Genomic DNA, 19452 nt, shown 5'->3' on the forward strand with positions numbered 1-19452 from the left:
CGGTCTCAGCTGCGGTGGCGTAGCAGCAGCTGTGTCATCAGGGCCCGCAGCGCGGGCGGGCGCACCGGCTTGGACAGAAAGCCCCAGCCGTTCTCCGCAGCGTGGGCCTTCAACGCGTCATCGCGCTCTGCGGTGACGAGGATCACCGGCGGGCGCGCATGCCACAGGCCGCACAGGTGTTCGTACAGATCCGGGCCGTGCCACTGGCCCATGCGCACGTCCAGCAGCAGAAGCCTGGGCACGTTGAAGGCCGAGGCGATCTCCAGCGCGGCCTGCGGGCCATCGGCCAGTTCCACCACACAGCCCCAGCGCTCCAGCAGCGCCCGGGTGGCGGCGCAGACACGCGGGTCGTCGTCGATGCTCCAGACCCGGCAGTGGTGCAACGGGCTGTCATCGCCGCTATCGACCACCGGGGCGACCGCGGGCGCCGGCGCGATCACCACGTCCGCGGCCTCACCCAGGGGCAGACTCACTGAAAACACGCTGCCACGCCCCAGCGTCGAACGCAGCCGGATCGGGTGGCCAAGCAGGCGGCCGATCCGCTCCACGATCGCCAGGCCCAGCCCGGCACCACGTTCCTGGTCCACGCCGTCGTCGAGGCGCCGGAACTCTTCGAAAATCTCACCCTGCAGGCTCTCCGGTATACCGGGTCCCTGGTCGTGCACCTCGATGCGCAGCTGACCGCCGTCGCGGCGGCAGCCGATCAGCACGCGGCCGCGCGGGGTGTAACGCAGTGCGTTGGACAGGAAGTTCTGCAGGATCCGGCGCAGCAGGGCCTCATCGCTGACTACCACCGCGCGCGTGTCCACCCAGCGCAGCTGCAGGCCACGGCTGTCGGCGGCCAGGCCGAACTCACGGGCAAGGGTTTCCAGCAGCGGCGACAGCGCGAAGGCGCGCACATGCGTCTTCAGTGCGCCTGATTCGAGTCGGGAGATGTCCAGCAGGCTGTTGAGGATGGCGTCCTGCGCGGCCAGCGCAGCGTCCACATGTTCGCTGAGCTCGCGGGCATCGCCCTGCAGTTTGCCGCGCAGCACCGAGACGAACATCCGCGCAGCGTTCAACGGCTGCAGCAGGTCGTGCACGGCCGAGGCCACGAAGCGCGATTTGTAGCGGTTGGCCCGCTCGGCTTCACGGCGCGCTTCATCCAGATCGCGGGTGCGCTCGGCGACGCGATGCTCCAGCGCATCGGCGAGCGAGCGCAGCTCGCGAGCGGTGTTCTTGTAGGCGGTGATATCGGCGTAGCTGGTGACGAAACCGCCGTCGGGCAGCGGATTGCCGCGGATCTCCAGCACGGTGCCGTCGTCTTTCTCGCTCTCGCGCATGTGCGGGCGGCCGCTGCGCAGGTGGTTCAGGCGGCGCTCGATGGCTTCGTCGATCGGGCCGGGGCCGAGCAGGCCGCGGCGCGCGTTGAAGTGGAAGATCTCTTCGATCGGACGACCCACCCGGATCAGCCCGGTCGGGAAGCGGAACAGCTCCAGATAGCGGGCGTTCCACGCCACCAGCTTCTGCTCGTTGTCGATCACCACCACGCCCTGCGGCAGGTGCGCCAGGCTGCGGCTGAGGCCGCTGTCGGCCTGCTGGGCGGCCTGCAGCACGCCGTCCTGGGCGGTGCGCAGCTCCTGCGCGTGCTGCTTGAGCACGCTCTCCAGCTCGCGCCGGCTGCGCTGCCGGTGGGCCGCCAGGCGCCGACGCTGCTGCACGAACAGGCCCAGGAAACACAGCGCCAGCCAGATGCCGCCGGCGGCCAGCGCGGCGCTGCGGCCGACCGCCGTGCTGGCGCTGGCATCGTGCAGCAGGTGCAGCTTCCACTGCGGCTCGCTCAGCGCCAGGGTCTGCCACAACACCGGCCGTGGCAGCGCGGGCTGCTCGATGCGGACCATACGCCCGCCATCGGCGAGCAGCTCCAGGACGCGCGCCTCCAAGGGCTGCAGCGACCGATCCGCGTACTGGCGGGTGGCCAGCATCTCGTTGCGTTCCTGTGGACCGAGTGGGCGCAGCAGGCGGTAGCGCCACGCATCACCGTTGGCCAGGAACACCACGTCATGCGCATCGGTGGCGAGCACGATGTCCGGGCTCTGCAGCCACTCCTGCTCCAGCGCGCGCAGTTCGATCTTGATCGCGATCACACCCAGCACGGCGCCGCGTTCGTCGTAGATCGCCTGGGAAAGGAAGTAGCCGGGCACGGCAGTGGTCATGCCGATGCCGTAGAAGTGCCCGCTGCCGTGCGCCATCGCCTGCTGGAAATAGGGGCGGTAGCTGTAGTCCTCGCCGACGTTGGTGGTCGGCTGGTCCCAGTTGCTGGCCGCCACGGCGATGCCGTGCTTGTCGATCAGCGTCAGGGTCGAGGCGCGGGTGACATTGTTGGCCTGGGCCAGTTTGAGATTCAGCCGCTGGCGTTCTGCGGCGGTGAGCGGGTGGGACACGGCCTGGTGCAGGTCCGGATCCAGCGCCAGCACCTGCGGCAAGGTGCCGAAGCGATCGATCCGCTGCTGCAGGGTCTGCGCGTACAGGCCCAGCTGGCGCCGGACCTGCAGGCTTTCGTCATCCAGCGCCCGCTGCTGTGCATAGCGCCCGGCCAGCAGCGCGCACAGCACCGTGCCGCCGAGCATCAGGGCGATGATCAGCAGCCAGGGGCGATAGCGGGAGACGCGGTACATGCCGTCAGTCTAGGCAGGACACGGCGGACGCGCGTCAACGCGTCCGCCGGGCGGGATCAGAAGTGCATCTGAGCGCGCAGTTCGAAGATTTCCGGCTGGCTGCGGACGCCACGACGGCTGGCGTCGACCTTCACGTAGTTCGCCTGGAACTTGAAGTGCGAGGTCAGGTACCAGTTGGCACCCAGGGTCCAGTCGTGCTGACGGCCGCCAAACACATCGGCGTCATCCAGATCGATACGGCTGTAACGGGTCACCAACTCGACCGCGCCGTAGCTGTGGGCCGGCTTCACGTTGGCCACGGCACCGGCGTTGTACGGGCGCGATTCGCCGGTCAGGATCCAGCTCGCCATCGCGTACTGGCCATTGCCGGTGTAATCCGGCTTGCCATCACGGCTGACCGTGGTCTGCAGCGCTTCGCCCTGCAGCGAGAACGGACCGCGGATCCAGATGCCTTCCAGACCGGTACGGACGATCTTGTCGGCGGTGGTCAATGCACCGGAGTCGACCAGGCGGATATCGGTCAGGCCGGCTTCCGGGCGCGCGCGCAGGCGGGCGCTGGCCGGGTGCGAGACATCGCGACCATCGCGGTAACCGCGCGGGTTTTCCTGCGAATAGGCCAGACCCAGGTGGATCACGTCGCCTGCGGCCTTGACCGGGGTCCACACCGCACGCACGGCCTGGGTGGTGCCGGGATTGTCACCCTGCAGATCCTTGCCGCCGTAGGCACCGGCCTGCAGCAGGTACTGCGGGCGCTCCAGCACCCATTCGGCACCGGTGCGGCGGCCTTCGTAGAACGCCTGCACGGGCAGGGCGGTCTCCAGGAAGCTGCCGGCGCGCGAGGAGGTGCCCGCGTCCAGGCCGACCGGGGTCTTCATGTAGCCGAAGCGGAAGCGCCCGATGTCGCTGCCGAAGAAGGCCTTGCTTTCGAAGCGGACGAAGACGTCCAGCCAGGTATCGGACTGGAAGTCGTAATAGACCATGGCGTCATACACGCCCTTCTTCTTCAGGGTCGCGCCGAATTCCTTGCGGCGCACGGCATCGCCATCTTCAATGCCGCTGTTGCCGGAGAAGTCGTTCAGGTCGTAGGCGATGTTGGCGGTGGCGGCCAGTTCGGTGCCATCGCTGAAGGTGGCCTTGGTCGGCCAGTTGTCCCAGTCGGCCGCGGTGGCGGCGAGCGGGGCGGTGGCCAGGGCCAGGGCAATGAACAGGGGTGTAGAGCGCATGGGCGGTAGCTGCAAGTAAGAGTGGGGCAGAACAACAACGGCCGCGAACGGCAAATCTTTGGGAATTTTACCCTTGATCCGCCGCAGGGCCACCCGCCGCCGTGGGGGCGCGGTGCCGGGCCAGTGTAGGCAGTGCGGTCAGCTGAACCGGGGGGCTAGTACCAATAGGTTATCTGCGTTGGCCCGATGCGGGCGTAAAAAGGCCACGCCAGATGCCGCCCAGCGCGGCCGGCATCCTTCGTGACACTGCCGGAGCTTCCCATGCACGTTCCCACCACCGCCCCGCTGGCAGCCAAGCCGCTGCCGTTCTACCGCCAACTGTATTTCCAGGTGGTGGTGGCGATCGTTCTCGGTGCCATCCTCGGCCATTACGAGCCGGCCTTCGCCGAATCGCTCAAGCCGCTGGGCGATGCCTTCATCAAGCTGGTGAAGATGATCATCGCCCCGGTGATCTTCCTGACCATCGTCACCGGTATCGCCGGCATGACCCACCTGCGCACCGTGGGCCGGGTCTTCGCCAAATCGATGGCTTACTTCCTGTTCTTCTCCACGCTGGCCCTGATCGTGGGCATGGTGGTGGCGCACGTGGTGCAGCCGGGCGCGGGGATGAACATCAACCCGGCCGATCTGGACCAGACCGCGGTCAACGGCTATGTGCAGAAGTCGCATGAGCTGACCCTGGTCGGCTTCGCGCTGGACATCATCCCGGCCACCCTGGTCAGCGCCTTCGTCGAAGGCAACATCCTGCAGGTGCTGTTCGTGGCGGTGCTGTTCGGCATCGCGCTGGCCCTGACCGGCGCCAAGGGTCGTCCGGTGCTGACCTTCCTGGAGGCGCTGACCGCCCCGGTGTTCCGCCTGGTCCACATCCTGATGAAGGCGGCCCCGATCGGCGCGTTCGGTGCGATCGCCTTCACCATCGGCAAGTACGGGGTCGGCTCGCTGGTCAACCTGGCCTGGCTGGTCGGCTCGTTCTACCTGACCGCCTTCCTGTTCGTGGCGGTGATCCTGGGTGTGGTGTGCCGCCTGTGCGGCTTCTCGGTGTTCAAGCTGGCCCGTTACCTCAAGGCCGAACTGCTGCTGGTGCTGGGCACCTCCTCCTCGGAATCGGCGCTGCCCTCGCTGATGGAGAAGATGGAAAAGGCCGGCTGCAGCAAGTCCGTGGTGGGCCTGGTGGTCCCGACCGGCTACTCGTTCAACCTGGACGGCACCAACATCTACATGACCCTGGCGGCGCTGTTCATCGCCCAGGCGACCAACACCGAACTGACCCTGGGCCATCAGATCGCCCTGCTGCTGGTGGCGATGCTCAGCTCCAAGGGCGCCGCCGGTGTCACCGGTGCCGGCTTCATCACCCTGGCCGCGACCCTGGCGGTGGTGCCGGAAGTGCCGGTGGCCGGCATGGCGCTGATCCTGGGCGTGGACCGCTTCATGAGCGAATGCCGCTCGCTGACCAACTTCATCGGCAATGCGGTGGCCACCGTGGTGGTCTCGCGCTGGGAAAACGCGCTGGATCGCGACCGCCTGGCGATGGTGCTGGACGGCCGCGAAGCCGAGTTGCCGCCGCTGGTCGTGGCCGACCTGCCGGACGCGCTGCCGGCCCCGGCGCACTGAGCCCGATGCCCTGATTGTGTGGTGCATGGTCGTGCCGTTCCTGCCGGGGCGGCACGGCCATGTTTTGTTTTCAAGGCCCGGTGCGCGGTGCTGGAATATGTGCGGTTGCAACATCGCCGCGACAGCGTAGCGACAGGTCCGTCCACGCCAACGGGGGTATGATCCCCTGTTCCTCTCGCCCATTCATCTGCAGAAAGCGATGTCCAACGAAGATTTCAAACAGGCTGCTCTCGATTACCACCGCATGTCGCCGCCGGGCAAGATCCGCGTCGCAGCGACCAAGCCGATGCTGACCCAGCGTGATCTGTCGTTGGCGTATTCGCCGGGCGTGGCACACGCCTGCGAAGCGATCATGGCCGATCCGCAGCAGGCCAGTGAACTGACCGCCCGCGGCAATCTGGTTGCCGTCATTTCCAACGGCACCGCCGTGCTGGGCCTGGGCAACATCGGCCCGCTGGCCGGCAAGCCGGTGATGGAAGGCAAGGGCGTGCTGTTCCAGAAGTTCGCCGGCATCGATGTCTTCGACATCGAGATCGATGAAAACGACCCGGACAAGCTGGTCGACATCATCGCTTCGCTGGAACCGACCTTCGGTGGCATCAACCTGGAAGACATCAAGGCGCCGGAGTGTTTCATCGTGGAGCGCAAACTGCGCGAGCGGATGAACATCCCGGTGTTCCATGACGACCAGCACGGCACCGCGATCATCGTCGGCGCTGCCGTGCTCAACGCCATGCTCGTGACCGGCAAGAAGATCGAAGAGGTGAAGCTGGCCACCACCGGCATGGGCGCGGCGGGTATTTCCTGCGTCAACATGCTGGTCTCGCTGGGCCTGAAGAAAGAGAACATCCTGGCCTTCGACCGCGACGGCGTGATCCACACCGGTCGCACCGATCTGGACCCGGAAAAGGCGCGCTATGCGCGTGATACCGACAAGCGCACGCTGGCCGAGATCGTCGATGGTGCGGATATCTTCCTGGGCCTGTCGGCGCCAGGCATCCTGACCGCGGACATGGTCAAGACCATGGCCAAGGATCCGGTGATCTTCGCGCTCGCCAACCCGACCCCGGAAATCATGCCGGAAGTAGCCCGTTCGGTTCGCCCGGACGCGCTGATCGGTACCGGTCGTTCGGACTACCCGAACCAGATCAACAACGTGCTGTGCTTCCCGTACCTGTTCCGCGGTGCGCTGGACGTCGGCGCGACGGCGATCAACGAAGAAATGAAGATCGCCTGCGTGCACGCGATCGCCGCGATGGCACGCCGCGAGGCCAGCGACCTGGGCTCGGCCTATGGCGATGAGACCCCGAGCTTCGGTCGTGACTACCTGATCCCGCGTCCGTTCGATCGCCGCCTGCTGGTGGAGCTGTCGGCCGCCGTGGCGCAGGCCGCGATGGATTCCGGCGTAGCTACCCGTCCGGTCGCCGATATGGGCGCCTACCGCGAGAAGCTGGCCCAGTTCGTCTACCGCACCAGCCTGATGATGAAGCCGGTCTACGACCGCGCGCGGTCGGACAAGCAGCGCGTGGTGTACGCCGAAGGCGAGGAAGAAGTGGTGCTGCGCGCGGTGCAGAACGTGGTCGATGAAGGCCTGGCGCAGCCGATCCTGATCGGCCGCCCGGACGTGATCGAGGCCCGTGTCGAGCGCCTCGGCCTGCGCATGAAGGCCGGTGTCGATTTCGACATCACCAACATCAACGATGATCCGCGCTTCAACGAGTACTGGCAGTACTACCACAACCTCACCGGCCGTCGCGGTGTGACCGTGGCCGCCGCCAAGAACCTGATGCGCTCGCGGCCGACCCTGATCGCCGCCGTGATGGTGGCGCGTGGCGAAGCCGATGCGATGCTGACCGGCGTGGTCGGCCGCTTCCACAAGAAGCTCGGCTATGTGCGCAGCGTGCTGCCGCTGGAAGCCAAGGTGACCTCCACCTCGGCGATGACCGGCGTGATCAACCAGCAGGGCGTGTTCTTCTTCGTGGATACCCACGTGCAGGAAGACCCGACCGCCGAGCAGATCACCGAAGCGACGCTGCAGGCGGCTTACCGCATGAAGCTGTTCGGCATCGAACCGAAGGTGGCGCTGCTGTCGCACTCCAACTTCGGCAGCCACGACTCCAAGGACGCGCTGAAGATGCGGGCGGTCCGCGAGATGCTGCTCAAGCGCAACCCGCGCTTGAACGTGGATGGCGAAATGCAGGGGGATACCGCGTGGGATGAAGCCCTGCGCCAGAAGCTGCTGCCCAACAGCACGCTGAAGGGCCGTGCCAACCTGTTCGTGCTGCCCAACCTGGAAGCGGCCAACATCGCCTACAACCTGGTGCGCGTGTTCACCGACGGCGTGGCGATCGGCCCGATCCTGATGGGCGTGGCCAAGCCGGTGCATATCCTGACCACCAGCGCGACCTCGCGCCGCGTGCTCAACATGACCGCCATCGCGGCCGTGGATGCGCAGATCCGCAAGCAACTGGAGGCGGAGAAGAACGCGTAAGGCGTTCTTTCCCCTCTCGGTTGCCAGAACGCGCCCTTCGGGGCGCGTTCTCGTTTCGCGCAGCGAAACCGGTAGCTGCCGACCGTTGGTCGGCAGGCATCCTTTTTGCCTTTGGCCTGCGGTCGTTGTGGCATGTGCATCTGCCACACACGCGCCGCACAGACGTCATGGCTCTGCAACGTCCCAAGCGCCCAATACCCCCACGCGGCCCGGCCGTGGCGGCGCTCCGGTGGGGGCGTCGCCACCCTGGGCCCGACCAGATCCACCACGATCAGCCACGGGAACGGTGTCATGCGCCATCAACGGACGAAACGGTATTTCCAGCAGTTGTTCGCGCTGTACGCCGGCTTGGTCGGCGCGCGCTGAAGACCGTGCCGACCCACGGTCGGTACCTGCCATCGCCCCATGGGCACCGATGGTATTGACGGTACCGACCGCACCGATGGCACCGATGGCACCGGTAGTGCCGGCCGTTGGCCGGCTCCCCGCAGACGCCGATCGGGCCCCCGGAGCAATCAGCGTGTGTGCGCGTACTGCGCCCACAACACCGGCAGCGCCACGCCGCTGAGGGTTTCCCACAGCGCCGGCGTATAGCGGCCCTCACGCAGGGCACCATCCAGCGCCTTCACCAGCCCGGGATGTTGCGCCTCGCTCCACGCCAGGAATGCACCGGTGACCCGGTAGCCGGTATCGACGTTCTGCTCCGGTTTGACCTGCGTCGGCAACGCCCAGCCCGCCCCGGCATTGTCCCTGCCATAGCGGTCGCGTGCGTAGTCGGCGATGCCTTCCACCAGCCAGCCCGGCACGCGCGCATTGGCGTACTCCGGGTAGCCCTGCACGATGTGCATCGCCTCATGCGTGACCAGATCAATGTCGCCCGGGTGTTTGTGCAGCCAGGCCGGATTGATCGTGATCGTCGCCGCTTGTGCCTTCTCGCCGACAAAGGCGATGCCGTCGTAAGCCGGGTCGATCACGATGCCGACCTGCCTCGGTGCGGCCGGATGAAAATCGGCGCGCTCGCGCAGATACGCGCCGAAGAAGGTCTCGATGATGCGCTCCCGCACCGGCGCGGCCAGCGCATCGCTGGCGTCGCGGTAGTGCAGGGTCACGTCCTCGCGGGTCTGTGTGGTCTCGAACGCGTGCGCATCGGCGAGCCCGGCGGTGACGAGCAGGGCGGTCAGCAGGCACCGGGTGATGGGCAGGGCAGTCCTCATCGTGTCGCCGCAGCCGCAGCCGCAGCCGCAGCCGCAGCCTCAGCCGCAGCCGAAACCGCAGGCGCAAGCAGCTCCACTTCTGCCAATTGCAGGCGACCCGGTGCACCGATGCGCAGCCGGTATTCGGCGTAGCGGCCCGGCTGGGCGATGCGGAACGGTCGGGTCTGCATGGCCCAGGCGAAGGCTTCGCCACGGCGCTGGTCGACCTGCACCCAGCGCCCACCGGTGGTGCGCGCCTCCAGCGTCCACTCGCCACCGCGGATCGGGCCGTTGCCGCTGGTCAGCGTGTACATCGACGGCATGCCCGCTGCGACGTTGCTGAAAGTGATCGTGCTCGAGCCACCCAGCGGCAGTGCTGTGGCGGCGTCGTCATCGATCAACGCGGCGGCCGCGCGGCCATCGCCGAGCTGGGCGGCCGCGCCGCTGCCGAGAAGATCATGCAGCAGGGCCGGCTGCTGGCCGCGCGCTGTGAGCGAGCGCGGCGCATCGTCCGGGCCGCTGCCCCAGCGCGAGGGTTCCGGGCCCATGACGAAGTCCAGCGTGGCGCCCTTGGCCAGCAGCTCGTGCGGCAGCCAGGTCTTGGTCCACGGGGTGCCGTTGACCTTCAGCGACTGCACGTAGATGTTGCGGTCCGAGTTTTCCGGCGCGTTGACGGTCAGTACCGCGCCGCCCTGCAGCACCACGCGGGCATGGCGGAACAGCGGCGAGCCGATCACGTACTCCGGTGCGCCCATGCGCAGCGGGTAGATGCCCAGCGAGGCGAACAGGTACCACGCCGAGGTCTCGCCGTTGTCCTCATCGCCCGGGTAGCCCTGGCCGATTTCGCTGCCAAGGTACAGGCGCGAGAGGATCTCACGCACGTGCTGCTGGGTCTTCCACGGCTGCCCGGCATACAGGTACATCCACGGGATGTGGTGCGCCGGCTGGTTGCTGTGCGCGTACATGCCCATGCGTACATCGCGTGCTTCGGTCATCTCATGGATAGTGCCGCCGTAAGAGCCGGCAAACGCGGCATCGGCGGTTTCCGGCGTGGCGAAGAAGGTGTCCAGCTTGGCCGCCAGCTGTTCACGGCCGCCGTACAGCGCCGCCAGCCCTTCGCCGTCGTGCGCGGCGGTGAAGGCGAACGTCCAGCCGTTGGATTCGGTGTAGTCATGGCCCCACACGCGCGGGTCGTAGTCGTTCGCATCCAGGCGCCAGCTGCCGTCCGGCTTGCGGCCCTGGAAGAAGCCTGCGGCGGGGTCGAACAGCGTGGCATAGGTACCGGCGCGGTGACGGAAGTAGTCGGCCTCGGTCGCATAGCGTTCGCGCGCGGCCGGCGTATCGGCCTGCTTGGCCAGCACCTCGGCCATGTTGGCCACACCGAAATCGTTGAGTGCGCCTTCCATCGTCCACGACATGCCTTCGTGCACATCGGCGGTGGCATAGCCACGGAAGGTGGAACGGTCCATGCCCTTGCGCCCGACATGGCGGTCCGGCGGGACCACGGTCGCGTTCTTCAGTGCGGCAGCGTAGGCCTCCTGCGGGTCGAAGCCACCAATGCCCTTCAGCCACGCATCGGCGAAGGCCACGTCCGAACTCGTGCCCACCATCAGATCGGCATAGCCGGGCGAGGACCATCGGGCGACCCAACCCCCGGCGCGGTACTGCTCCAGGAAGCCCTGCACCAGCGCACCAGCATCGTCCGTGGTGAACAGCGCATAGGCCGGCCAGGTGGTGCGGAAGGTATCCCAGAAGCCGTTGTTGACGTAGACCTTGCCGTCGCGCACCGGCGCGAAGCTGCGCGTGGCGCTGCCATCGGTGTTCTCATCCGAGGCGCTGGCCTGGCTGGCATAGCGCCAGTCCGGTGCCGCCGCGGTGCCGGCGTTTTCATGGCCGGAATTGGGATAGAGGTAGAGGCGGTACAGGTTGGAGTACAACGTCGTCTTCTGGTCATCGCTGGCATCGCCCACGTCGAAGCGGGCCAGGCGCTGATCCCACGCCTCCTGCGCGCGCGCGGCCACGCGATTCACATCGTCGTCGGCAGCCACTTCCAGTGCGAGGTTGTGGCGCGCCTGCTCGACCGAGATCAGCGACGTGGCGATGCGCATGGAGACGCGGCGGTCGGTTCCCGCATCGAACTTGATGTAGCCGGTCGGGCGGCCGGTCTTCACCGTGCCGCTGCTGCGCCACGGGCGGTCGAAGCTGGCCACCACATACATGCGGGTGGCGCCGGTGGACAGGCCGCTGCGGGTATCGGTATAGCCGGAGAGTGTCTGGGTCGCCGCATCCAGCGTCAGCCCGCCGCGCGCGTCGACGTTGTCGAACAGCAGGTTGGCATCACCGCCTTCGGGGAACGCGAAGCGGAAGACGGCGGCGTGGTCGGTCGGTGCGATCGACGCGGCGATGCCGTTGTCGAAGCGCACGTCATAGCGGTACGGGCGGGCCCGCTCGTTGTCGCGCGAGAAGCTCAGCGCACGCTTGCTGCGGTCGGCCTCGGGCACGCCACGGGTCGCCGACGGCATCACCTGGAAGGTCTGGCGGTCGCCCATCCACGGGCTGGGCTGGTGGCTCAGCGCCAGCGCCTGCAGGCGGGGCCGGTTGGCCGCATCGTTCTGTTCGTTCCAGCGATACAGCCAGGTCAGTGAGCCGGCGTCGGTCACCGGTGTCCAGAAGTTGAAGCCGTGCGGCACGGCGGTCGCCGGGAAATTGTTGCCGCGCGAGAAGGTGCCATTGGCCTGCGTGCCACGGGTGGTCAGCACCCAGTCCGAGGGACGCTGCGGCGTGCTGCGCGGTTGCGCGTCCAGGCGGACATCGTCGATCCAGCCGGCTACCGGCGCGCCGTCGGCGCTGGCCACCTCCAACTCCAGCGCGACCACGCGGCGTCCGCGCAGCGCCGGGGTATCGCCCAGGCGAACGGCTTTGCGCGCCCACTGCTGCGGGTACAGCGTCTTCGAGTCGCCCTGCGCACGCGCACCCAGTGCCACGCCGTGGTGATCGCGCGCGGCGCTGGCCGAGACCCGGGTGCCGTCGTCGAGTACCAGATCGAGCGAGACGTAGGTCGAGGCGACGGTGTCCTTGCCGACAATCTCGGGCAGCACCAGCCAGGACAGGGTGGTATCGGCTTCGATGGCCAGGTCGGTCGTGAACAGCTGGCGGCGCGTCGTGCCACCGGCGCTGGCGTAATGCAGCGCATGCAGGCCGCTGTAGCCGACGCCGGGCTTGGCCGCATAGGGCGCCGACGGCCCGGTGCCGATCCGCACCTGCAGCGCGTCGTCGCCCGTGGCCGGGGCCGGCTGACCCGGCTCGAACGAGGTCTGCAGGCCCTGCGCGGCAGCCGGCAGGGCGATCGAGGCGCAGGCCAGGGCCAGGGCGAAGGGAAGGGCACGCCGGGCGGGGCGCAGGTCGGACAGGGTCATGCAAGGGTCTCCCGGGAAGGGCAGGCGGCAGGCAGGACCCGCATCGATGGCCACGGCGGACGGCGTCGCCCCAGCCATCGGCAGACGGCAGGAAAGAGGCGATGCATGTCCGGTGGGGTCGGGCAGGCGATCGGGTCGATGATCGGTACCCGGACGATCCTGCATCACGGGAACTGGCCCTGACAAGTGCAATTAGTTCGATCTAAATCCGGCAAATTCGTTTCAATGCCCATTGTTGACAATGAATTTGGATCGATTTAAAAGCGCCGGTGGTCCGTTGGGCGTGAGCTCGGCCGTCCCAACCCGGGGCGCTATGCTCCAGCGGCCGTCCGCAGCCGCCAGATGCTAGAATCGGCGGTCTCGCAACCCCCTTTGTGTGTCCACGCCATGAGCCATACCGCCACCGCGCCCGCCAATGCCGAGAAGCGTTACACCGTGCACCGCAGCGACCTGCCGCTGAGCTGCCCGACGCCGGAAATGGCGCTGTGGAACTCGCATCCGCGCGTGTACCTGCCGATCGAAGACGAGCCCAACTGCGAGGCTGCGTGCCCGTACTGCGGCGCCGTGTTCGTGCTCGCCGACTGATCCGCGGACCACACTGTGCGCCGTCTGACCGTGGTGCAGCTGCTGCCGGCGCTGCACTCCGGCGGGGTCGAACGCTCCACCCTTGAGATCGCCTCCGCCCTGGTTGCCGCCGGCCACCGGGCCATCGTCGTGTCCGCCGGTGGGCGCCTGGTCGAGCCGTTGCTCGCCAGTGGTGCCGAACACCTGACCCTGGATATCGGCCGCAAGTCGCTGCTGACGCTGCGCCATGTGCTGACCCTGCGCAACCTGTTCAACGAGGTGGGCGCGGACATCGTGCACGCGCGTTCGCGGCTGCCGGCCTGGCTGGGCCTGTACGCGGTGCGCAACCTGCCGGCGGCGACCCGCCCGCACTGGGTCACCACCGTGCACGGGCTCAACTCGCCGGGCCGCTACAGCGCGGTGATGACCAGCGGCGAGCGCGTGATCTGCGTATCCAACAGCGTGCGTGAGTTCGTGCGTACGCATTATCCGAGCGTGCCGGCCGAGCGCCTGCAGGTGATCCCACGTGGCGTGGATGTCAGCCAGTTCCCGCGTGTGGCCCGCCAGGATCGGCGTGCGCGCCTGGCCGTGGCCGCGCAGCATCCCGCGCTGGCCGGCGATGCGCCGTTGCTGTTGCTGCCTGGTCGTGGCACACGCCTGAAAGGGCATCGCCACGCGCTGAGCCTGCTGGCAGGACTACATGCCGCCGGCGTGCCGGCCACGCTGTGGATGCCGGGCACGCGCGAGCCCGGCCGCGAATCCTATGTCGCCGAACTGGAAGCACAAGCGCGCAGCCTTGGTGTGTTCGATGCGGTGCTGATGACCGCGCCGACCTCGCGCATCGCGCAGGCCTATGCAGCCAGTGATCTGGTGCTGCAGCTCTCGGACAAGGCCGAAGCGTTTGGCCGCACTGTGGTCGAAGCGTTGTCGGTGGGCCGCCCCGTGCTGGGCTGGAACCATGGTGGCGTCGGCGAGTTGTTGACTCAGCTGCAACCCTCCGGCGCGGTACCCTTGGGCGACGCTGATGCACTGCTGGCGCGCGCGCAGCAGGTGCTGCTGCAGCCGCCCGCACTGCCGACGCGGATTCCGTTTACCTTGCAGGCCATGCAGCGTGACACGCTCCAGCTCTATACCTCCCTCATCAGCTGAGCCCATCGTCCTTCCCGGTTCGCCGGGCTCCCGCGCGGGCCGCTGGGCCCCGTGGTGGGTGATTGCGTTTGTCGCGTTGTGGCCGCTGCCCGGGATCGCCGAGGGCGTGCTCGTGCTCGGTGCGCTGTACGCGGCGGTGCGCATGGTCCAGCTGCGCCTGCAGGGCAAGCAGCGTCTGCTGAGCAGCCCGGCCTGGGCGCTGACCAGCATCCTGTTCCTCGGCTATTGGTTGCCGCAGGCGTTCTCCGCCTTCGATGCGATCGATCCCGGTACGGCATGGCGAAAAGCCGCGGCCGGCCTGCGGTATCTACCGTTCATGTGGCTGGTGGCGATTGCCGTGGCGACCCCGCAGCGGCGCGCGCTGACGCTGGGCGGGCTGGCGGTGATCACCGGGCTGTGGACGGTGGATGCGCTGGCGCAGGCAATCGTCGGCAGCAGCCCGCTGTTCTGGTCGATGGACCAGCTCAAGTGGGCGGTCAGCGGCCATGGGTTGTGTTCACCGCAGGAGATGGCGGCGGTGGATCGCCTCAGCGGCGTGCTCGGCCCGTGCAACCTCAAATTCGGCCAGGTGCTGGCCAGCCTCTCGCCCTTCCTGTTGTTCGCCGCCTCACGACGCGCAGGCATCCTCGGTTGGTCACTGGTGGCCGCCGCGGTGGGGGTCGTGCTGGTCTTGGCGGGTTCGCGCGCGGCGTGGCTGACCTATGCCCTGGTGCTGGTGTTCTCCGGCTGGCGGCTGGTGGGCGTGCGCGGGTTGCTGGCCTGCGTCGCCGTCGGTGCGGTCGCGGCAGTCGTGCTCACCGTGAGCGTGCCCCAGGTCGGTGACCGGGTCGCGCGCACTGCCATGGCGTGGGAAGGCGAGAGCGACGGCGTCAATCAGGCCTTGTCCGGCCGCGCCCAGATCTGGGCCGCGGCGGCGTGCATGATCGAAGAGCACCCGATCAATGGTGTCGGCGCACGTGGCTTCCGCGATGCCTACCCGGGCTGCAATCCCAGTCCGGCCGCCCAGGAGGTGTGGGGTGCGGGCCCGGCATTGCATGCGCACCAGATCCTGCTTGAGATCCTGTCCGAGACCGGCATTCTCGGTCTGCTGCTGTGGCTGGCCGCCGTGGCTCAAGCCTGGCGCGCATGGCGCTTCGCCCCGCCGGACGCGCGTGAGCGCGCGCGCCCGGCGATGCTCGCGCTGGCGGTGACGGTGTTCCCGCTCAACACCCATCTGGCGTTCTATTCGACCTTCTGGGGTGGCCTGACCCTGCTGCTGGCCGCGTTGTATGCGGGCAGTCTGTTGGCGAAAGACGAGAGGTAACCGCGGAAAACGTCCGGCGTTACCGGTAATAATCGCTCCGCCCACCGGGCTGACGCTTGAACCGGCGGTGGATCCACAGGTACTGGTCCGGGGCCTCGCGCACCATGGCTTCGATGGCCTGGTTGACCCGGGCGGTATCGGCCTCGACATCCTCGCTGGGGAAATTTTCCAGCGGTGCGCCGATCTTCAGGAAGTATTTCCCACCTTCGCGACGGTGGAAATACGGGATCACCGCACAGCCGGTCATCCGCGCCAGCTGGTGCGTGGCCGTGATGGTCGAGGCGGTGTGGCCGAAGAACGGCACGAACACCGTGTCCTTGCCGCGCATGTCCTGGTCCGGCGCATACCAGAGGAAGCCGCCCTTCTTCAGATGCCGCACCGTGGCGCGGATGTCCTCGTTGGCGTACATCGCCTTGGCGTAGCGCAGGCGGCCGAACTTCACCGCCCACTCGTACACCGGGTTGCGGTGCTTGCGGTACATGCCGGACAGTTCAACGTGATCGCACAGCAGGCGGCCGCACATCTCCAGCGTCATGAAGTGGCCGGAGACCAGCAGCACGCCACGGCCTTCGGCCTGCATGCGGTGCAGATGCTCCAGCCCGTCGATCTGTACCTGCGGGCGGATGCTGTCGATGCTGCCCCACCAGGCCCGGGCGAATTCAAAGATGCCTACGCCCAGCGCGTCGAAGCTATCGCGCAGCAGGCGCTGGCGCCAGGCGTCGTCCTTCTCGGGGAAGCACAGCTTCAGGTTGACCTCGGCGGCACGCCGGCGGCTGCTGGCCAGCCGGTAGGCGACCGTGCCGACACCGCGGCCCAGCGCACGCTGCAGCATCCACGGCAGGCGGGCGATCGCGAAGGCGACCAGCATGAAAGCGAAGGTCGGCCAGTGGCGCGGATTGCGCAGGGACGGCCGGGTGGCGGTGGAAGCGTTATCGGACATGCCTCGATTCTAATGGATGCGCCCGGATGCGTCCCGGCAGGGCCATCACGGCGGCGCGGCGTGTCTTCCCCGCGCCGCTCCCGTATCCTTTGTCCATGCGTAAAAGCCCTGTCGAATGGATCCTGCGCGGCCTGTACTCGGCCGTGCTCTACCTGCTGTTGCCGATCACCGTGTACCACCTGGTCTGGCGGGGCTTCCGGGTGCGCGAGTACTTCCAGCGCTGGGATGAGCGCTATGCCTCCTATCCACACTCCAGCGGCCAGCCGCGGGTCTGGCTGCACGCGGTCTCGGTGGGTGAGGTGAACGCCGCAGCGCCACTGGTGAACGCCTTGCGCGCGCTGCGCCCGGACATCCGCTGGGTGATTACCACCATCACCCCGACCGGCTCCGAGCGCGTCCGCTCGCTATGGGGCGATGCCGTCGATCATGTCTATCTGCCGTATGACGTGCCGGGCAGCGTCGGCCGCTTCCTGGGCCACTTCAAGCCCAGCCTGGCGTTGATCCTGGAAACGGAGCTGTGGCCGAACCTGCTGTTCGGCTGCCGCGACCGCAAGATCCCCGTCTACATCCTCAATGCCCGCCTGTCGGCGCGCTCGCTGCGCGGTTACCGGCTGCTCAGTGCCCTGATTGGACGTGCACTGCGCACCGTCACCTGCGTGGCTGCGCAGTCGGCCGACGACGCCGAGCGGTTCATCCAGCTCGGTGCCCGCCCTGAACAGGTGCAGCCGCTGGGTAATCTGAAATTCGACATCGCCACACCGAACGTGCAGGACTTCATCGCGCGCTTCCATGATCTGGTGCCGGCCACGCGTCCGGTCTGGATCGCCGCCAGTACGCACGAGGGCGAAGAGCAGGCCACCATCGATCTGCACCGCCGCCTGCGCGAAGCAGTGCCGGGCCTGCTGCTGTTGTGGGCGCCGCGGCATCCCGAGCGCTTCCCGCGGGTCGAAGCGCTCGTCCGCGAGCAGGGCTGGAAGGTGGCCACGCGCCGCCAGCAGCAGTGGCCGCAGGCAGATACGGATGTGTTCGTGATCGATACCCTGGGCGAGCTGATGTCGTTCTACGGTTGCGCGCAGGTGGCCTTCGTCGGTGGCAGCCTGCAGGCCATCGGCGGCCATAATCTGCTGGAGCCCGCGGCCATGGGCACGGCGGCGGTCACCGGGCCGCACCTGCACAACTTCGCCGAGATTTCCCGACGCATGCGCGAAGCTGGCGCGGTGGTGATCGCCGAGGATGCCAACGGGGTCGGCGATGCGCTGCTGACGCTGCTGCGGGACCCACAGGCGCGCGAAGACATGGCGCGTGCCGGCTGCGAGCTGGTCAGCAACGGCCGTGGCGCGTTGAAGCGCACCGTGGCATTGATCGCCCCGCAGTTGCCGCCGCCGGTGGCGTGATCGCGCCCGGCCTGGCCGCCCTGCATGGCGACCAGGCCGGCCGATCCATCAGCCCGCGGCGACCAGCAGATCCCCCAGGAAGGCATACGCAAACCCGAAGTAGATGAACACGCCGATGAGGTCCATGACCGAGGTGATCATCGGTGCCGACAGCGTGGCCGGATCCGCCCCGATGCGGCGTGCGGCGAAGGGCAGCAGTGCGCCGATGATGCCGCCCAACGCGGTGCACACCAGCATGCTCGAGCCCACCACCAGCAGCACGTCCATGCCCACGCCTTTGCTGAAGTAAGCCAGGATCGCTTCGAGTACGGCAATGGTGATGCCCAGCCCCGCCGCGACCGGCAGTTCGCGCTGGATCACGAACCACACGTCGCGCCAGCTCAGTTTCAGCTCGCCCAGCGCCATGCTGCGGATCACCAGCGTGGCCGACTGGCTGCCGGTATTGCCGCCCATGTCCACGATCGGGGCGATGAAGGCGGCCAGTACGATCACCTGCGACAGCAGCTCCTCCTGCGCGGCGACAAACGTACTGGTGACAATGCCGAAGCAGGTCAGGATCGCCAGCCAGAACACACGCACCCGGAACATCTGCTTGAGCGGCGTGCTGCGTACATCCAGATCGTTGCCGTTCCCGCTCACCGTGCCGCCGAAACGCGCCAGCTGTGAAGCATCCTGTTCTTTCTCGATGTCCATCGCATCATCGACGGTGACAATGCCGATCATGCGGTCGCCCCCATTGGTCACCGGCAGGGCGAGCAGATCGTAGCGACGGATCAGCTCGGCCGCCTGCAGCCGCGGCCAGTGCGCCTTCGCAGCCACCGGCTGCTCATGCATGATCGAGGCGACCGTGCGGTTCTCGTTGGTCAGCACCAGATCGCGCAGTGCAACGGTACCGCGCAGCCGCATCGTATGGTCGAGCACGAACAGGATGTTCACCGTCTCGCTGTGCAGCGCCGTGGCGCGGATATGTGCCAGCGCCTGCGCCACGGTCATCTCCGGTGACACCCAGACATAATCGGACGTCGTCGCCGAACCGACCGTGCCCTCGGGATAGGACGCCATCTTGAGGATGTCGTCGCGCTCCACCTTGGTGAGCGCGGGCAGCAGCTTCTGCTTGGCATCCTCGCCAAGCCGGTTGTACAGGTCGGCGCGATCATCCGATGGCATGTGCTCGAACAGCTGTACGACCGCTTCGCGTGCCATCGCTGCCAGCAGCTGATCCTGGCGTATCTCGGTGAAGTGTGCGAACAGCTCGGCGCGCACCTGCGGCTCGAGCATCATCAGCAAGGGGAGTGTCTTGTCCACGCTCAGTGCATCGAGTGCATCGACCAGATCGGAGGGATGCGTGGTCGCGGCGATGCTGACAAAGCCGGCGGCGTCGAGCGAAAGCGAGAGGGTGCGGATCGAGAACAGGAGGTCTTCGCGGTTCATGGTGGTTCTCCAGCAAAAAGCAGCGCAGTGCGCTGAGGTACACAAGGCCGACGCACGGGCAGGGCTCGAGCGGGGCAGGT

General features: G+C 67.5%; 12 protein-coding genes. 6 read left to right on the forward strand and 6 right to left on the reverse strand.

From position 1 onward, the window contains the following. Window positions 1-5: 5 nt before the first annotated feature. Both K4043_RS08595 and K4043_RS08600 read right to left on the reverse strand, forming a co-directional pair. Entirely contained in the window at window positions 6-2657 is a 2652-nt protein-coding gene (locus tag K4043_RS08595; RefSeq protein ID WP_265308974.1) for a PAS-domain containing protein, read from the reverse strand. A gap of 56 nt (window positions 2658-2713) precedes the next feature. Next, entirely contained in the window at window positions 2714-3880 is a 1167-nt protein-coding gene (locus tag K4043_RS08600; protein WP_265308975.1) for a porin, read from the reverse strand. A 261-nt stretch (window positions 3881-4141) separates the two neighbouring features. Between K4043_RS08600 and K4043_RS08605 the strand changes: the two genes are divergently transcribed. Continuing rightward, complete coding sequence (locus tag K4043_RS08605; RefSeq protein WP_123730237.1) at window positions 4142-5491, forward strand: dicarboxylate/amino acid:cation symporter; 1350 nt, start codon at window positions 4142-4144, stop codon at window positions 5489-5491. Between the two features lie 199 nt (window positions 5492-5690). Then, window positions 5691-7982: an NADP-dependent malic enzyme gene (locus K4043_RS08610; RefSeq protein ID WP_265308976.1), complete on the forward strand. Its 2292-nt coding sequence runs from the start codon at window positions 5691-5693 to the stop codon at window positions 7980-7982. A 515-nt stretch (window positions 7983-8497) separates the two neighbouring features. Here the strand turns inward: K4043_RS08610 and K4043_RS08615 are convergent. Further along, window positions 8498-9196 (reverse strand): basic secretory family protein, encoded by a 699-nt coding sequence (locus K4043_RS08615; protein ID WP_265308978.1) that lies wholly within the window; start codon window positions 9194-9196, stop codon window positions 8498-8500. Next, on the reverse strand, window positions 9193-12591 hold the full coding sequence (locus K4043_RS08620) for a GH92 family glycosyl hydrolase (RefSeq protein ID WP_265308979.1): 3399 nt from the start codon (window positions 12589-12591) through the stop codon (window positions 9193-9195). The genes K4043_RS08615 and K4043_RS08620 overlap by 4 nt, the downstream gene beginning before the upstream one ends. A gap of 387 nt (window positions 12592-12978) precedes the next feature. Here K4043_RS08620 and K4043_RS08625 point away from each other — a divergent pair, with 387 nt between their 5' ends. Genes K4043_RS08625 through K4043_RS08635 form a run of 3 tightly spaced genes read left to right on the forward strand, consistent with a single transcriptional unit; the run spans window position 12979 to window position 15607 of the window. Then, on the forward strand, window positions 12979-13176 hold the full coding sequence (locus K4043_RS08625) for a zinc-finger domain-containing protein (RefSeq protein ID WP_019183790.1): 198 nt from the start codon (window positions 12979-12981) through the stop codon (window positions 13174-13176). A 15-nt stretch (window positions 13177-13191) separates the two neighbouring features. Beyond that, window positions 13192-14304 carry a glycosyltransferase gene (locus K4043_RS08630; protein ID WP_265308981.1) on the forward strand — a complete coding sequence of 371 codons (1113 nt, stop codon included), beginning with the start codon at window positions 13192-13194 and terminating at the stop codon, window positions 14302-14304. A 4-nt stretch (window positions 14305-14308) separates the two neighbouring features. Then, window positions 14309-15607: an O-antigen ligase family protein gene (locus tag K4043_RS08635; RefSeq protein ID WP_265309318.1), complete on the forward strand. Its 1299-nt coding sequence runs from the start codon at window positions 14309-14311 to the stop codon at window positions 15605-15607. Between the two features lie 19 nt (window positions 15608-15626). Here the strand turns inward: K4043_RS08635 and K4043_RS08640 are convergent, their stop codons facing one another. Further along, the gene (locus K4043_RS08640) at window positions 15627-16547 is read right to left on the reverse strand and encodes an LpxL/LpxP family Kdo(2)-lipid IV(A) lauroyl/palmitoleoyl acyltransferase (protein ID WP_123730242.1); all 921 of its coding nucleotides are present in this window, start codon (window positions 16545-16547) and stop codon (window positions 15627-15629) included. 95 nt (window positions 16548-16642) lie between these two features. On the opposite strand from K4043_RS08640, the gene waaA reads away from it, so the two are divergent. Further along, window positions 16643-17941, forward strand: a complete 1299-nt coding sequence (waaA, locus tag K4043_RS08645; RefSeq protein WP_265308983.1) for a lipid IV(A) 3-deoxy-D-manno-octulosonic acid transferase — start codon at window positions 16643-16645, stop codon at window positions 17939-17941. Window positions 17942-17989: 48 nt separating this feature from the next. On the opposite strand, the gene mgtE is transcribed toward waaA, so the two are convergent. After that, complete coding sequence (mgtE, locus tag K4043_RS08650) at window positions 17990-19372, reverse strand: magnesium transporter (protein WP_265308984.1); 1383 nt, start codon at window positions 19370-19372, stop codon at window positions 17990-17992. Window positions 19373-19452 lie beyond the last annotated feature (80 nt).

Source organism: Stenotrophomonas sp. SRS1 (genome assembly GCF_026130205.1).
GTDB classification, from domain to species: Bacteria; Pseudomonadota; Gammaproteobacteria; order Xanthomonadales; family Xanthomonadaceae; genus Stenotrophomonas; species Stenotrophomonas rhizophila_B.

Coding starts and splice junctions, on each gene's coding strand:
- K4043_RS08625 (WP_019183790.1), top strand. CDS start 12,979: ATGAGCCATACCGCCACCGCGCCCGCCAATGCCGAGAAGCGTTACACC.
- K4043_RS08595 (WP_265308974.1), bottom strand. CDS start 2,657: ATGTACCGCGTCTCCCGCTATCGCCCCTGGCTGCTGATCATCGCCCTG.
- mgtE (WP_265308984.1), bottom strand. CDS start 19,372: ATGAACCGCGAAGACCTCCTGTTCTCGATCCGCACCCTCTCGCTTTCG.
- K4043_RS08620 (WP_265308979.1), bottom strand. CDS start 12,591: ATGACCCTGTCCGACCTGCGCCCCGCCCGGCGTGCCCTTCCCTTCGCC.
- K4043_RS08605 (WP_123730237.1), top strand. CDS start 4,142: ATGCACGTTCCCACCACCGCCCCGCTGGCAGCCAAGCCGCTGCCGTTC.
- K4043_RS08610 (WP_265308976.1), top strand. CDS start 5,691: ATGTCCAACGAAGATTTCAAACAGGCTGCTCTCGATTACCACCGCATG.
- waaA (WP_265308983.1), top strand. CDS start 16,643: ATGCGTAAAAGCCCTGTCGAATGGATCCTGCGCGGCCTGTACTCGGCC.
- K4043_RS08640 (WP_123730242.1), bottom strand. CDS start 16,547: ATGTCCGATAACGCTTCCACCGCCACCCGGCCGTCCCTGCGCAATCCG.
- K4043_RS08615 (WP_265308978.1), bottom strand. CDS start 9,196: ATGAGGACTGCCCTGCCCATCACCCGGTGCCTGCTGACCGCCCTGCTC.
- K4043_RS08600 (WP_265308975.1), bottom strand. CDS start 3,880: ATGCGCTCTACACCCCTGTTCATTGCCCTGGCCCTGGCCACCGCCCCG.